This window comes from Ruegeria sp. H6, from assembly GCF_056532975.1.
The window spans coordinates 37767-52624 of sequence record NZ_JBQFOA010000008.1 but is presented as its reverse complement, the minus strand read 5'-3'; the positions used below and the strand labels follow the sequence as shown (position 1 = coordinate 52624).

The following is a 14858-nucleotide window of genomic DNA, read 5'->3' as shown; positions in this document are numbered from 1 at the left end:
GGGCGCGTGACCGAAGCGCTATGGTTCTGTCAGAAATTGAGGTGAACCATGAACGTCCAAACCCCCGAAAGCGGATACCACTATAACGTCATGCGGCGTGCGATCGAGTTGATCGATCAAGGCGGCGAATCCCTCAGCCTGGATGAACTGGCCCGCCAGATGGACATGAGTCCCGCCCATTTCCAGCGCCTGTTTTCACGCTGGACCGGCGTGTCGCCCAAAAAGTATCAGCAATATCTGGCGCTGGGTCATGCCAAGGCGTTGCTACGTGAACGGTTCACCACGCTGGAAACCGCCCACAACGTCGGCCTGTCCGGCAGCGGCCGCCTGCACGATCTGTTCCTGAAATGGGAATCCATGAGCCCTGGCGAATACGCCCGCAAGGGGGATGGTCTCACGATATATTGGGGCTGGTTCGACTGCCCTTTTGGACCCGCGCTGGTGATGGGCACCGGCAAGGGCATCTGTGGCATGGCCTTTGGCGCGGAAACCGGTGAAAGCCATGCGATGCAGGACATGGTCTCACGCTGGCCCAAAGCCAATTTCGTCGAAGATACCGAAAGACTGCGCCTCTGGGTCGATGCGTCCTTCGGTGCTGATCGCTCGGAAACCCCGCTGCACCTGATCGGCTCACCTTTGCAGATCAAGGTCTGGGAGGCGCTCATGCACATCCCCTCGGGCCAGGTCACCACCTATTCAGAGATTGCGCAGCGGGTCGGCTCACCGCAGGCGGTGCGCGCCGTGGGTACCGCCGTGGGTCGTAACCCGGTCAGCTGGTTGATCCCATGTCACCGGGCGTTGCGTAAATCGGGCGGACTGGGTGGCTATCACTGGGGCCTGCCGGTCAAACGCGCCATGCTGGCCTATGAGGCCGCTCAGGCGGAAGCCTGAGGAACCAGAGCGAGGCACCGTCAGGTGCCTCACAACTGGATCACGTCAAAACGGGATTATTCGGCAGCCCAGCCGCCGACGGCTTTGACCTCAAGGAAATCCTCCAGCCCAAACACACCGCCCTCGCGCCCGTTGCCGGATTGCTTCATCCCCCCAAACGGAGAGCCCGCACTGCGCGACTGGCCGTTCATCTCGACCATGCCCGATCGCAGGTGCCGCGCCATTCGGTTGGCGCGGTCGCCGTCTTGTGTCTGGACATAGTTGGTCAGACCATAAGGCGTGTCATTGGCGATCTCGATCGCCTCGGCTTCGGTATCGAACGGGATCATGGTCAGCACCGGGCCAAAGATCTCTTCACGTGCGATGGTCATTTGGTTGTTGGCATCGGCAAAGACGGTCGGGCGCACATAGTACCCTTTGTTCAGACCTTCCGGACGGCCCGTACCACCCGCTACAAGGCGCGCGCCTTCGTCGATGCCCTTCTGGATCAGGTCTTGTATTTTGGTCCACTGCACCTCATTCACCACGGGGCCGATATGGCGGCCCTCTTCCGCAGCGTTGCCAACGGTGACCTTGCCCGCCACTTCCGCCGCCGTTTCCACCGCCTGATCATAGATCGGGCGCTGAACGAGCATCCGGCTGGGGGCGTTACAGCTTTGACCGGTGTTGTTCATCATATGCAGCACGCCGCGCTTTACGGCCTTTTCATCCGCATCCGCGAAGACGACATTCGCGCCTTTTCCACCCAGTTCCAGATGCACTTTCTTCAAAGTGTCCGCTGCATTCTTGGAAATCGCTGTGCCCGCGCGGGTCGATCCGGTGAAGCTGATCATATCCACGTCGTTATGAGCCGACAGCTGCGATCCCACGCCTGCGCCATCCCCGTTCAAAAGGTTGAACACACCCGCCGGGAACCCGGCTTCGTCCATCATCTCGGCAAAGATCATCGCGTTCAGCGGGCTCTGTTCCGAAGGTTTCAACACCATCGTGCACCCGGCAACGGCGGCCGCACCGACCTTGAGCGTGATCTGGTTCATCGGCCAGTTCCAAGGTGTGATCAGCGCGGTGACGCCAACCGCCTCATAGATGATCCGGTCATTAGGGGCATGCTCGCCCAAGGGGCGTTCGAACTGAAATGCTTTAGCCGCGCGCACGAAATTCTTCAGATGATAGATACCCGCTCCGGATTGCTGCGTGCGGGCCATATCGATCGGCGCGCCCATTTCCAGCGACATCGCCTGCGCCAGATCTTCGGAACGGTCCTTGTAGATATCGATCAGCTTTTCCACCAGCGCGATACGCTCTGACACAGGTGTGTCCATCCACCCGGGCAGCGCCGCTTTTGCTGCCGCAACCGCTGCGTCGGTGTCCGCTTGCGACCCCAAAGAGATCACGGCGCAGGGCTCTTCGGTCGATGGGTTGATGACCGCAAAGTCATTCGATTGCGCAGGCGCGACCCACTGGCCGTTGATATAGAAATCGCGTTTTTCGATCATGGCAGTTCCTCCTGATCCGGAATCAACCGACCGATTGGTCGGCTTTGCGGGCCACTCTGTCACCGGCAACACGTGCGGGCAAGTCGATTTTCTGTGGGTCAGAACCCTTCAAATCTGGCTAGGGTCGACATCGGTGGTTTAACCCGCGCGCAAACTGATTAAGTTTGCACCATTCGACTCGGACATTTCTCAGGAAAGGAGAAACAAAATGGGTTTGCGTATCAACGACACCGTCCCGAATTTCACCGCAGAAACGGATCAGGGCACCATTCAGTTTCATGACTGGATCGGCGACAGCTGGGCCATTTTGTTTTCCCACCCCAAAGATTTCACCCCTGTCTGCACCACCGAGTTTTCGGCTGTAGCACAGTTGAATGACGAATGGGCGGCGCGGAATACCAAGGTGATCGGCGTATCGGTTGACGGTGTCGAGGACCACAAGAAGTGGAAGAAAGACATCGAAGCCTACGGCAACGCCAATCCCGGCTTTCCGATCATTGCCGATGACGGGCTTGCTGTCTCGAAAGCCTTCGACATGCTTCCGGCCGAGGCCTACCTGCCCGATGGCCGCACCCCCGCCGACAGTGCCACAGTGCGGTCCGTCTTTATCATCGGGCCCGACAAGCAGCTGAAACTGTCGATGACCTATCCGATGACCGTGGGCCGCAACTTTGCCGAGATCCTGCGCGCGCTGGACGGGTTGCAGATGTCCGCCAAAGGCGTCGCAACACCTGCGAACTGGGTGCCGGGTGAGGATGTGATCATCCCGCCAGCGGTCTCAAACGAAGATGCCAAGGCGAAATTTGGTGAGTTCGAGACGATCTTCCCCTACCTGCGCAAGACCAAAGCGCCGTCTTGATCAACAAAAGGGCGGGGGTTCCGGCCCCCGTCAGCGCCGCTCAGTGAACAAATGCGGTTGCCGACCCCACAGGGACGGACAGATCCGGGCGCAGCATCTGAACCTCGAACGGTTTCAGAACCGGTAGAACGGTATCGCCATACCCGCTTGCACCGGCGTCAAGCTCGGGGAACAACGCGAACAGCTCTTGTTTCACCGTCATGCTCATCGCGTCCAGGGTGCAATCACCTGGAAAAAACGACTCGGACCACAACCCTTCGACATTCACCAGCTCATGTTGGTCGAACAGGATGTGAATATACTCCACCCCTTGGTTGGGCAGCGTTTGGTTGATTGTTTTGCCGTTGATCAGCGATTTGGCGGGGGCCAGCATGTTCCGGTGGCAATGAAGCAACTCCATCGCAGGCGAAGACACCACGACGCGATGTTGCGGCGACAGCAACAGATCCCGCGACGGCGTCCCCGGCCTAAGGCTGCCCGCGCTGATCCGGATCGGACAGTGTTTCGGTGTCTGCTGGAGATCGCTTTTGCTCAGCCGTCTTTTGCCGACCCAGCGCACCGGACGGCTGGAGCCATCTGCAACAACAACCGCGTCCCCGGCCCTGATCTCGTCAATCAGACGCTGACCCGAAGGTGTCAGAATGTAAGACCCGGCTGTGAAGCAGACAAAGCTGGGAAGGCTGTCATAGGCCACCGGCGGGGCCGGGTTTTGCACTGTCGCATTGCCCACCAGCTCATCCCCGACAGCGACATCGCCCGAGGTCACGACGATGTATTGCGTCCCGGAAAACTGTAAAAGCGTATAGGTAACCGGCGCGCCATCAACTGTGGCTGCATAGCCTTCGAAAATCTGGAAGTTCGCGGAATTGTTCAGATTGGGGATCGAGCTGGTATCAAACTGTTCACCGCTGTCGGGGTCTTGCAGGAAATTGTCGTTGTCAGTGACCACCACCTGATACCCTTGGGTGACCGTGACACTTGGATTACCGAACGGGTCGCCGTCAATTTCGTAGATGGTGATAAAGTCCACAGCGGAGCGAAGTCCCGGATTTCCTTAACTGTGAACTAACTCAACTTATAAGTGTTAAGAATTGGTTTACCTTGACGGTTTGAATCCTGACGGCAGTTAAGACAGCCTCTAAATTTGATATGATTTGCAAGCGTATACGTTTCGAGGCCTAAAATGAGTTCACTATCCGCACTTGGGCAGCGCATCGTCATTGTTGGCCCTTCAAATTCCGGCAAATCGACGCTTGCGGTTGCGATTGCCAAAAAGCTGTCGCTTCAAGCCGTGCATCTTGACCAATTGCGGCACTTGCCAAACACCAATTGGCTTGAGCGCCCGGACGAGGAATTCGCGAGGCTCCATGATGCTGCGATCTTGAAAGAACGTTGGGTGATGGAGGGAAACTATTCGCGCCTTTTACCTCAGCGCCTTGATCGCGCGTCGGGCATCATCCTGGTCACTTCGAATGTCTGGCTGCGTTACTATCGATATCTCAAGCGCACTTTGAACAACAACAGCGCGCGTGCGGGTCACCTGGAAGGTAGCCAAGACAAGCTTTCATGGAAGATGACAAGTTGGATTATCACGACCCGCAACAAAGCCGCTAGGTATGAGGACATAATTTGCAAAACTGGTAAGCCCTTTGTGAAATGTAATACATCAAAAGACTTACAGAATCTCTACCGCGAGTGGGATTTGCCGCTGCGTTGACAGTTGCAACATAAAAAAGGCCCCGGCAGATCACCGGGGCCTTGTTGTCGTATGAAAGCGCTGATTACTCCGCGTCTTCTTTCTTTTCTTTTTTCTCGGGCACGATCTCTTCGCCGGTTTCCTGATCGACGACTTTCATCGACAGGCGAACCTTGCCGCGATCGTCAAAGCCCAGCAGTTTGACCTTGACTTCCTGACCTTCCTTCAGAACATCCGAAGGGTGGTTCAGACGGCGGTTTTCGATCTGCGACACGTGCACCAGACCGTCGCGCTTGCCAAAGAAGTTCACGAAGGCGCCGAAGTCGACGATCTTCACGACCTTACCAGTGTAGATCTGACCCTCTTCCGGCTCGGCGACGATCGAGTGGATCATCTCATAGGCCTTCTTGATCGATTCACCATCGGGCGAGGCAATCTTGATCACGCCGTCGTCGTTGATGTCGACCTTGGCACCCGAAACCTCGACGATTTCGCGGATGACCTTACCGCCCGAGCCGATCACTTCGCGGATCTTGTCGGTGGGGATGTTCATGGTCTCGATGCGCGGGGCGTGAACCGAGAATTCGTTGGTCTCGGACAGGGCTTTGCCCATCTCACCCAGAATGTGCATCCGGCCGTCCTTGGCTTGCGCCAGGGCATTCTCCATGATCTCGGGTGTGATGCCCGCAACCTTGATGTCCATCTGCAGCGAGGTGATGCCGTTTTCGGTACCAGCCACTTTGAAGTCCATGTCGCCCAGGTGGTCTTCGTCACCCAGAATGTCCGACAGGATGGCATAGTCGCCGTCATCTTCCAGGATCAGACCCATGGCCACACCGGCAACCGGTGCTTTCAGCGGAACGCCCGCATCCATCATCGACAGCGAACCGCCGCAGACTGATGCCATCGAGCTGGAGCCGTTGGATTCAGTGATCTCCGACACGATGCGGATCGTGTAGGGGAAGTCGGTCGCCGCAGGCAGAACCGCCTGCAGGGCGCGCCATGCCAGCTTGCCGTGACCGATCTCACGACGGCCGGGGCCACCCACGCGGCCAACTTCACCAACCGAATACGGAGGGAAGTTGTAGTGCAGCAGGAAGTTCGATTTGAAGTTGCCATGCAGCGCGTCGATGAACTGCTCATCGTCACCGGTGCCCAGCGTGGTCACGGCCAGCGCCTGCGTTTCACCACGGGTGAACAGGGCAGACCCATGGGTCCGCGGCAGCATCGAGGTTTCTGCAACGATCGAACGGATGTCTGTGGTCGACCGACCGTCGATCCGCTTGCCGCCTTTGACCACGTCGCCGCGCAGGATGCCAGCTTCCAGCTTTTTCATTGCGGAACCGAGGTTGCCGTCTTCCAGCTGCTCTTCGGTCAGAGCTTCTTTGATCGCTTCGCGGGCAGCGGCTACAGCGGCGGTGCGCTCTTGCTTGTCGGTGATCGCAAAGGCGGCGCGCATCTGCTCTTCACCCGCAGCCTTAACGGCAGCGGACAGCTCGGAGTAATCCGGTGCCTGGAAGTCAAACGGCTCTTTCGCGGCTTCTTCGGCCAGCGAAATGATCAGGTCGATGACCGGCTGGATCTGCGCATGGGCAAAGTTCACCGCGCCCAGCATTTCCGCCTCGGACAGCTCATAGGCTTCCGATTCCACCATCATCACGGCGTCTTTGGTGCCGGCAACAACCAGATCCAGACGCTGTTCAGGGTTCAGGCGCAGATCCTGCATGTCGTCGACGGTCGGGTTCAGGACGTATTCGCCATCTTCAAACCCAACACGGGCACCGGCGATCGGGCCACGGAACGGCGCGCCGGAAATGGTCAGCGCAGCCGAGGCAGCAATCATTGCAACGATGTCGGGGTCGTTGACCAGATCGTGGGACAGCACGGTGCACATCACCAGAACTTCGTTTTTGAAGCCGTCAACGAATAGCGGGCGGATCGGACGGTCGATCAGACGCGCGGTCAGCGTCTCTTTCTCGGTCGGGCGCGCCTCGCGCTTGAAAAAGCCGCCCGGAACCTTACCGGCGGCATAGTATTTTTCCTGATAATGCACGGTCAGCGGGAAAAAGTCCTGACCGGGCTTTTGCGCCCGCGCAAAGGTCACGTTTGCCATGACGCTGGTTTCGCCCAGCGTGGCAATCACGCTGCCGTCGGCCTGACGGGCAACCTTGCCGGTTTCCAGTGTCAGCGTCTCTTCGCCCCACTGCATTGATTTCTTCGTTACATCAAACATATGCGTATCCTAGATCGGAGCACTCCCGCCCCTGCGGGTCTCCGGTTTGCATGGCGGCCCCATTGCCGCCGACCCCATTTTATCTTCCGTTCGAGTGCCGGGGTCAGGGCACAACGTCTCAGATAACCGCGCGCATACATGAGAATGAACCGGATTGAAAGGGTCATCGGCCCATGCCCATATTCGGGCGGATGGGGGTGGAACAATGGCGGGAAGGCAGCTTATTCGCGGGATTTGCGCAGCGCGCGGATATCTGTCGATGTCTTGTCATTGTCGGTGGTTGTCGGTGCTTCTGGCTGAACCGGCGCATCTACGAATTTGAGCAACGCCAAGGCTGAAGCCGACCAGATCCACGAATGCAGCCACAACAGCCCAGCCAATGCACCGATCCCTTTCATCAGCATTTCAAGGTCAAGCTCGGGCAGGGGTTGCCCAAGAATGATCATGAACACAGAAAGAAACAGCGGAATCATCGCAAAAAGAAAGGAATAGAACCCAAAATAGATCTGCAAAAATACGGACACGAAGAAAACGCAGAACAAAGGCAGGAAGCAGCGTCCAGCACCGTAGAAAAATCCGCGACTTGGTTCCCTGTGGCTTGCCTCGCGCGCAGCACTTGCCAACGGTACGGCCATAATGGCCTGAAAAACGGACACTGCGAGGATCACCAGAACCGTTTTATAGCCTAACCAAATCAGAGCGAACGCGAAGCGAGTGGATTCTGCTGCATCCTTAATGTCCAGCGGAGACACGTCGCCAACTTGCCAGAGCGCAAAAAGCTTGGACAAAAATGTGAGGGTCCAGTTCAGGCCTGAGTTGACCGCAAAGAAGAAAAGACCAAACAGAACGGCCTTTAAAAGCAGGATACCGATCTCGTAACGACGTAGATCGCCTTTGACCGCAAGTGCCATGCGAATGCCGAACAGGCTGATGAACGCAGCAGTGATCGGTTCGCTGACATAGATCGACAGGCCCAAGGTCGGAATGCTGGCCAGTGTCCAAACAAAAGTGGAGGCGACTGAGATTACCAAAACGGGAAAGATCATGCGCCCAAACACCGAGAGCGATAGAACAAGCGAACGAAAGAAAAGTGTCATGAAATCAATGCAAAACGTCTTATGGTTGTGCCTGTAGTAACATACCGTTTCATATGTGATGTCAATTCACCCGGACCATGATCCGCTGGATAAACCAAAGCCTCTGGCCCTACAATCGTGGGTCGAGAAGCCCTAGATTGATCATAGCGTTGGGGAGGTTGCGGATGAAAGCTTGGGTCTTTGGTTTTGCGATTGCGATCTTGACTGTGGGTCAGGCCGCTTTGGCGGGGATCAACACATTGGATTGGGCTGCGTTGCCCGACCCTGCAGCACAACAGTTTGACGACCCGTTTCGCGATCTGAACGCCGAGCAGTTTGACGATTTTCTATTTGTAATCCGCCTTCGAAACCGGCTGCAGCAGGACCTTGGTACCCCGGAGGAGCGACAAAAATGGCAGGACCTGCTGACCGCGACCGAAGAGGCGCTGGCCACGGACGGGATAGATATTGACTGGCTGCTGGATCAGCGCCAGCCGGTGACTGAACGTCGAAACAAGGCCCGCGCGCGCGGCAACCCTGCTTTGGATGGCCAAACTGTAACGATTGCCGGGTTTGCGATCCCGGCCCCGGCAGCGGCGGATGGTCAGGCCATCGCCTATCTGGTTCCGCAATTCGGCATGTGCAGTCATTTCCCTCCACCACCGCCGAACCAGATGATCCGGGTGCGGTTGACCGGCGACTGGCAGCCCGAGCGGTTTCACGAACCCGTTCTACTGACCGGTGTGCTGACCATCGACCCCACCGCGCATGAGATCGATCTGATCGACGGGCTGGTGCCCATGCGCGCCACGTTCCAACTGGAGAGCGCGCAGGTCGAACTGTTGGAGGACGGCGATGACCGCCTGGATTGGTCACTGGGTCTGTTCAACCATCTTGGCAGCGCAGGAACGCGCAAAACCGGGGGAAGTGCCGCCGGGAACTAGTAACTGCTTTGGGAGTGGTTTATTATCCCTGTGCTTATCTTCTACTGCGGGTCACTCTGCGCGACGATCCGTTGCCCAAGTTTTGCTGCAATCTTTTCCAGCGGGTCGGCTTGTGGGTGTGTTCCGAAGTGTTTTCCAATGAACGCCTTTGTCTTTGGTGTGACCGAGGCCTGCGTTGTGTAGACAAACAGGGACGCATGCTGAACACTGGACCGGTTCATTTCTTTCGCCATCTGACGGCGGCTTTGACCTTTGATGCGTTTCATTGTTCCCGCATCGCGTGTTGCCACAAACAACCGGGTTGGGCCGATAGGCATAGCTATTGCTGGATCAGGGTCTGCAAAAGCCGGAGACATCCAAGCAGGGCGATCAGAAGTCATCAGCGGGATACCTGTTTGTTCGAAGTCTATTACCTTCCAGTGCATGGAGTTGATGAACTCGCCGATACGTGGATTATCCATGAGTTTTGGAAGGAAACGAAATATCCGATCCACCTCGTGCGGTTCTAGATTGGCAAGGTAGTCATCCACATTGTCCGGCCCATCTTCTTCGCGGACTTTGTCGTATGCTTCTTTCAAGCCAGGGGTAATCTTTTCACTCGGTTCCCTGACCATAGACCGGAGTTGAGCAATCGCGGTTGGTGTTCGGATTTGCATGGACCAAATGAACCGAGACCATGCATTTCGGTTTCGGGTATTCCATTTGTTTTCAGGAAGCCATTTTTCCAGAATCTCCAAGGCAATGGCGGCTTCATCATCTACGAGTGACATAAAGTTTTTTTCCATCAATGGGTCTGGGACGCCATCTTGAATACGCATTGAATAAAGATGCGGTATGTATCCCGTTCCACTCGGTGAAACTGGCTTTCCTGCAAGCTTATTGCCATATGAGCGTTTGAAACAAAATAATTCACCATCATCTATCGCCCAGCGCCTGAGGTAGAACTTTGGAATGTAATGATGATCAACAGGGTCGATCATGAATAAGCCTTTGTAACTTAAAGAATTTATATGGAATGTAACCTGTGTGATACCCTTGTGAAATGCGACAGAGTAACTGTTGAAATCGCAGGTCCTGCACCATAACGATCAAGAAAAAACGCCCGCCGAATTGGCGGGCGTTTCGACCAGAAAACTCCGGCCTCAAGTCCGAGGCAAAAAAACCTTAGCGGCGGATGCCCAGCTTTTTGATCAGGTCCTGATAGCGCGCTTCTTCCTTGCCTTTCAGGTAGTCCAGCAGCTTACGGCGCTGGGCGACCATTTTCAGCAGACCGCGACGACCGTGGTTGTCTTTTTTGTGGGTCTTGAAGTGCTCGGTCAGGGTGTTGATGCGCGAGGTCAGGATGGCAACCTGGACTTCAGGCGAACCGGTGTCGCCGTCCTTGGTTGCGAATTCTTTCATGACGCGTGCTTTTTCAGCGGCAGTAATCGACATCGGGGTCTCCTTTGAAGGTTAGAGTGAATGGCGCAGGCCGGGATGTCGTCCAGCACAGGCCCATGGAGAAAACCGCACCGATTCCGATGCGGATGGGCGCGTATAGGCGCTTTCCGGGTAAATGGCAAAGGGATTCTGCGCGCTCAGGCCAGGGTGCCAAAGCGTGCCAATTCCGCCTCGGTGATCAGTTGGATATCTTCCACGGTAATCCCTTCGGCCCCGAACAAATGGGCCACGTCCTGATCGTTGAGCATTACACGGGTCATGCTGGGCTTTTCGACGTCGGTTTCGATCCTGATTTCGGGTGGGTCCTGATCTTCCCAAGTGATCAACAATTTATCCTCGCCGGGTTGAAAGCCCATGACGGTGACATCCTCTTGGTCACTGTTGCCATCGATGATGACACTGTCCGCCCCTTCACCACCGGTGACGATGTCGCCTGCGCCGGCGAAGATGCTGTCATCACCTGCGCCGCCATTCAGAAAATCTGACGCCGCCGGATCATCCCCTTCGGTGCCGATGATCACGTCATCGCCATCCCCGCCGAACAGAGTGTCTTGCCCGGCGCCACCCGTAACCGTGTCATGGCCATAACCGGCCTGGATCACGTCATTCCCGTTGCCACCGGACAGAGTGTCGTCCCCTTCTCCTCCGGTCAGTTCGTCATTGCCGTCGCCTCCGTTCAGGATGTCATCGCCGCCATGCCCGAACAGCTCGTCATCGCCATCCCCGCCCAACAGCGTGTCTTCCCCGGCTTCGCCATGCAGGATGTCGGCGCCCCCGGCCCCCTCGATCGCGTCGTCACCGTCGCCGCCGCGCAGATGATCCGGATCGTCGCTGCCGACCAGAATGTCATCGCCATACAGCGGATCGCCGGTGTCCTGGGGTTCGCTGCCTGCCTCCGGGTTTTCTTTGCCCTCATCGGATTCTGGCGGGGCATCTTCCGGCGGGTGTTCCTCGGCCGTTGCTTCAAGGTCGCCGATATCCAGAAAGGCTCCCTCATCAATCTTGTCTTCCGGCAAATCCTCGGGCTCGTTCTCGGTGTTCGCGTCAGCAGACAGCACGTCACCCACTGCATAAGCTGCGGTACCGACGGCGGCCAGACCCAGCAATCCGATCAGAAACATGGGAACCCTCCGTGAACGCATTGCCCCGGGGAAAATGTTCCATACTGTCAGGCGGTTGGTCAAAACCAACCTGAGCTTGTGGTTAACCTTTCGTCACCACGGTTCTGGCTGCTGGGTATATGCGATGTACAGGGGGTGCTTTGGATGGCCCGCCTTGCTGAGACCCAGATGAAACAGATCTTGGCCCGTGCCGCGCAACAGATTTTCCACTGCCGGGCCACGCTCCAGATGTGCGCCGTGGGTGCCCCAGGCCGCGATGATCTGATCGGCCCAGGCCGCGCCCTCAAGAATGGCTTGGTCGTTCTCTGGCCCCACCGGATCGGCGGCTGCGCGCATTTTGCGTGGGTCCGTGTCGCGCCAGGCAAAGATGTTGGTCACCTGAAAGGCCCCGAACCCCAGCGCCCGCGCGCGGCGTTCACACCGTTCCACGGTCGGGTCGTTCTGTACCTCGGTCGCGGTCGAGGGGTTCAGCATCACAAACAGCGCTTTGCGCCCCTTGGGATCCCACACACGGGTCAGGCTATAGCGATAGTTTTCGCAATCGGAATAGACAGCGGTCGAGGGCGCGTCGCCCTTGGTATGCGTTCGGGTGATCATCCGCCGGGTTTGGCCGGTTTCCACCGGATTCACAAGAGGGAGGGCGCCGAGCGGCAGATGTGCTAGGCTGCTGGCATTTGATCGAACTCTTTGGGGGCAGAATGACCAATTTTGAAACACTAGACCCGTCTGATTGGGAAGAGACCCGCAGGCTGGCTCATGAAATGTTGGACATGGCACTGGATCACACGCGGGATGTGCGCGACCGGCCGATCTGGCAGGATATGCCAACCGACATTCGCAATGGGTTTGAAACCCCCGCGCCTCAGCAGGGAATGCCGCTGGGCGACCTTCTGGATGACGTGAGCGCGCGGGTCATGGAATACCCGATGGGCAATATCCATCCCCGGTTCTGGGGCTGGTATATGGGGGCCAGCAACTTTACTGGCGCCATCGCGGATTTTCTTGCGGCCGTTCAGGGCTCGAACCTGGGTGGAGGCAATCATGCGGCGGCTTTGATCGACCGGCAGGTCGTTGACTGGCTGCGCGAAATGATCGGCCTGCCGCAGGGGTCAAGCGGGACGCTGGTCAGCGGTGGCAGCGTGGCAAACATGATCGGCCTGACCGTGGCGCGCAATGTGCAATCGGGGATCGATATGCGCAAACTGGGTGTTGCAGCGATGGATCGCCCCATGCGCTACTATGGTTCGGATCAGATGCACAGCTGCCATCAGAAATCGCTTGAGACGCTCGGATTGGGGGATCAGGCCCTGCGTCGGGTTCCAACCGGTGAAGACCAGAGGATGGATCTGGAGCAGTTGCGTCAGATGGTGCAGCAGGACCGCGCGGACGGTCTGAATCCGGCTTGCGTCATTGCCACCGCAGGAACCGTGAATACCGGCGCCATCGACGATCTAAACGCGATTGCGGATTTTTGTCAGCGTGAGGGCCTCTGGTTTCACGTCGATGGCTGTATCGGCGCGCTTATTGCGATTGCGCCCGCGAATGGCTGGCGTGTGTCCGGGATCGAGAGGGCGGATTCTGTCGCGCTGGACCCGCATAAATGGCTGCACGCCCCGTTCGAAGTTGGCTGTGCACTGGTACGGGATCACGACGCGCATCACGCATCCTTCACATTGACGCCCGAGTATCTGGAACCGCAAAAACGGGGCGTTGCAGGGGCGGCGTTCCTGCACGATTACGGATTCCAGACATCGCGCGGGTTTCGGGCGTTGAAGGTCTGGATGTCATTGCGTGAAAATGGCGTGCAGAAATTCGGTCGGCTGATCGATCAGGATATCGAAAAGGCGCAATATCTGACATCGTTGATCGAGGCGGAAAAGACCCTCAGCCTGATGTTCCCCACCAATATCAACATCGTTTGTTTCCGGTTCGATCCGGGCGGGCTGGCCCCGGACAAGCTGCGCGCCCTCAACTCTGAGATAATGCTATGCCTGCAAGAAGAAGGCACGGCGGTTCTTTCAGATACATCCGTTCGCGGCGAACATTGCCTGCGGGTGGCGATCAACAATCATCGTACCCAGGCGCAAGATCTGGAGCTTTTGGTGTCCGAGGTTCTACGGCTGGGTCATCAGCTGCAGTCTGCCGTTTAATTCGGATCGCCCTGTACAAATACCCGGCTTGGATGCAATTCGCCGGATTTGTAGACACCCACGGCCACGGCCTTGCCATCGAGCGAGGCCCAGGCTTCGTCGCCGTATTCCACGTCCGAGGCCAAAACCATACCCGGATTTCCGTTGCGCAGGCGGGTGGCGCCCTCGGGGGTGCATTTCAGTTCGGGCAGGTCGGACAGGCCGGTTTCCAGCGGGTGCAGATAGCCGTCCAGCGCGGTGGTCTTGGCCATTTCGTCGATCTGTTCGATGGTCAGTCCATCTTCGGCCTCGAACGGGCCGGACCAGATGCGGCGCAGTTCCTTGACATGGCCGTGACAGCCCAAAGCGGCCCCGAGATCTCGGGCGATGGAACGAACATAACCCCCTTTGCCGCAAGTCATCTCCAGCACCACGTGATCTTCGTCGGGGCGGTCGACGAGGATCAGTTCTTCGACCCACAGAGGCCGCGCGGTCAGTTCCACATCCTCGCCATCGCGGGCCAGTTTATAGGCGCGCTGACCGTCGATCTTCACCGCCGAGAATTTCGGCGGGACCTGCATGATGTCGCCCAAAAACGGCACCAGCGCCTGTTTGATTTCATCATCCGACGGGCGCGCGTCGCTGGACGCGGTCACCTCGCCCTCGGCGTCGTCAGTGTTGGTAGCTTGACCCAAACGAACGGTGAACGTGTAGGCTTTCAACGCATCAGTGATGTAAGGAACCGTCTTGGTCGCCTCGCCCAAGGCCACGGCCAGAACGCCGGTCGCCTCGGGATCCAGCGTGCCCGCGTGACCCGCCTTTTTGGCATCCATCGCCCAACGCACCTTGTTGACCACGGATGTCGAGGTCATGCCCGCAGGCTTGTCCACCACCAGCCAACCGGAAATGTCGCGGCCCTTACGTTTTCGTCCCATATTGCACCCAGAGTCCTGCCAAGGCGCGCGACCTAGCG

At 57.6% G+C, this 14858-nt stretch carries 14 protein-coding genes; 5 read left to right on the top strand and 9 right to left on the bottom strand.

From position 1 onward, the window contains the following. Positions 1-48: 48 nt before the first annotated feature. Complete coding sequence (locus ACR0AG_RS14230; protein ID WP_480839986.1) at positions 49-891, top strand: methylated-DNA--[protein]-cysteine S-methyltransferase; 843 nt, start codon at positions 49-51, stop codon at positions 889-891. 56 nt (positions 892-947) lie between these two features. Here the strand turns inward: ACR0AG_RS14230 and ACR0AG_RS14225 are convergent, their stop codons facing one another. Beyond that, on the bottom strand, positions 948-2387 hold the full coding sequence (locus ACR0AG_RS14225) for an aldehyde dehydrogenase family protein (protein ID WP_480839984.1): 1440 nt from the start codon (positions 2385-2387) through the stop codon (positions 948-950). A 208-nt stretch (positions 2388-2595) separates the two neighbouring features. Here ACR0AG_RS14225 and ACR0AG_RS14220 point away from each other — a divergent pair, with 208 nt between their 5' ends. After that, positions 2596-3246: a peroxiredoxin gene (locus ACR0AG_RS14220; protein WP_480839982.1), complete on the top strand. Its 651-nt coding sequence runs from the start codon at positions 2596-2598 to the stop codon at positions 3244-3246. Positions 3247-3286: 40 nt separating this feature from the next. On the opposite strand, the gene ACR0AG_RS14215 is transcribed toward ACR0AG_RS14220, so the two are convergent. Continuing rightward, the gene (locus ACR0AG_RS14215; protein ID WP_480839979.1) at positions 3287-4276 is read right to left on the bottom strand and encodes a Hint domain-containing protein; all 990 of its coding nucleotides are present in this window, start codon (positions 4274-4276) and stop codon (positions 3287-3289) included. A 153-nt stretch (positions 4277-4429) separates the two neighbouring features. On the opposite strand from ACR0AG_RS14215, the gene ACR0AG_RS14210 reads away from it, so the two are divergent. Beyond that, complete coding sequence (locus ACR0AG_RS14210) at positions 4430-4963, top strand: P-loop NTPase family protein (RefSeq protein ID WP_480839977.1); 534 nt, start codon at positions 4430-4432, stop codon at positions 4961-4963. A gap of 64 nt (positions 4964-5027) precedes the next feature. On the opposite strand, the gene pnp is transcribed toward ACR0AG_RS14210, so the two are convergent. Both pnp and ACR0AG_RS14200 read right to left on the bottom strand, forming a co-directional pair. Then, positions 5028-7175: a polyribonucleotide nucleotidyltransferase gene (gene pnp, locus ACR0AG_RS14205; RefSeq protein ID WP_480839975.1), complete on the bottom strand. Its 2148-nt coding sequence runs from the start codon at positions 7173-7175 to the stop codon at positions 5028-5030. Between the two features lie 221 nt (positions 7176-7396). Beyond that, on the bottom strand, positions 7397-8086 hold the full coding sequence (locus ACR0AG_RS14200) for a hypothetical protein (RefSeq protein WP_480839973.1): 690 nt from the start codon (positions 8084-8086) through the stop codon (positions 7397-7399). A gap of 350 nt (positions 8087-8436) precedes the next feature. Between ACR0AG_RS14200 and ACR0AG_RS14195 the strand changes: the two genes are divergently transcribed. After that, positions 8437-9195, top strand: a complete 759-nt coding sequence (locus tag ACR0AG_RS14195) for a DUF3299 domain-containing protein (RefSeq protein ID WP_480839970.1) — start codon at positions 8437-8439, stop codon at positions 9193-9195. Between the two features lie 41 nt (positions 9196-9236). Here ACR0AG_RS14195 and ACR0AG_RS14190 read toward each other — a convergent pair whose 3' ends face one another. The 4 genes from ACR0AG_RS14190 to ACR0AG_RS14175 all read right to left on the bottom strand — a co-directional run bounded on the left by ACR0AG_RS14190 (position 9237) and on the right by ACR0AG_RS14175 (position 12353). After that, positions 9237-10175 carry a DUF4238 domain-containing protein gene (locus ACR0AG_RS14190; RefSeq protein ID WP_480839968.1) on the bottom strand — a complete coding sequence of 313 codons (939 nt, stop codon included), beginning with the start codon at positions 10173-10175 and terminating at the stop codon, positions 9237-9239. A 184-nt stretch (positions 10176-10359) separates the two neighbouring features. Beyond that, positions 10360-10629: a 30S ribosomal protein S15 gene (rpsO, locus tag ACR0AG_RS14185; RefSeq protein ID WP_068336567.1), complete on the bottom strand. Its 270-nt coding sequence runs from the start codon at positions 10627-10629 to the stop codon at positions 10360-10362. Between the two features lie 143 nt (positions 10630-10772). After that, entirely contained in the window at positions 10773-11756 is a 984-nt protein-coding gene (locus ACR0AG_RS14180) for a calcium-binding protein (RefSeq protein WP_480839964.1), read from the bottom strand. 93 nt (positions 11757-11849) lie between these two features. Beyond that, positions 11850-12353: a DUF1643 domain-containing protein gene (locus ACR0AG_RS14175; RefSeq protein ID WP_480839962.1), complete on the bottom strand. Its 504-nt coding sequence runs from the start codon at positions 12351-12353 to the stop codon at positions 11850-11852. A gap of 101 nt (positions 12354-12454) precedes the next feature. Between ACR0AG_RS14175 and ACR0AG_RS14170 the strand changes: the two genes are divergently transcribed. Then, entirely contained in the window at positions 12455-13906 is a 1452-nt protein-coding gene (locus ACR0AG_RS14170) for a pyridoxal phosphate-dependent decarboxylase family protein (protein ID WP_480839960.1), read from the top strand. Here the strand turns inward: ACR0AG_RS14170 and truB are convergent. Further along, complete coding sequence (gene truB / locus ACR0AG_RS14165) at positions 13903-14820, bottom strand: tRNA pseudouridine(55) synthase TruB (protein ID WP_480839957.1); 918 nt, start codon at positions 14818-14820, stop codon at positions 13903-13905. The two genes, ACR0AG_RS14170 and truB, sit on opposite strands and share 4 nt — an antisense overlap. Positions 14821-14858: the final 38 nt, after the last annotated feature.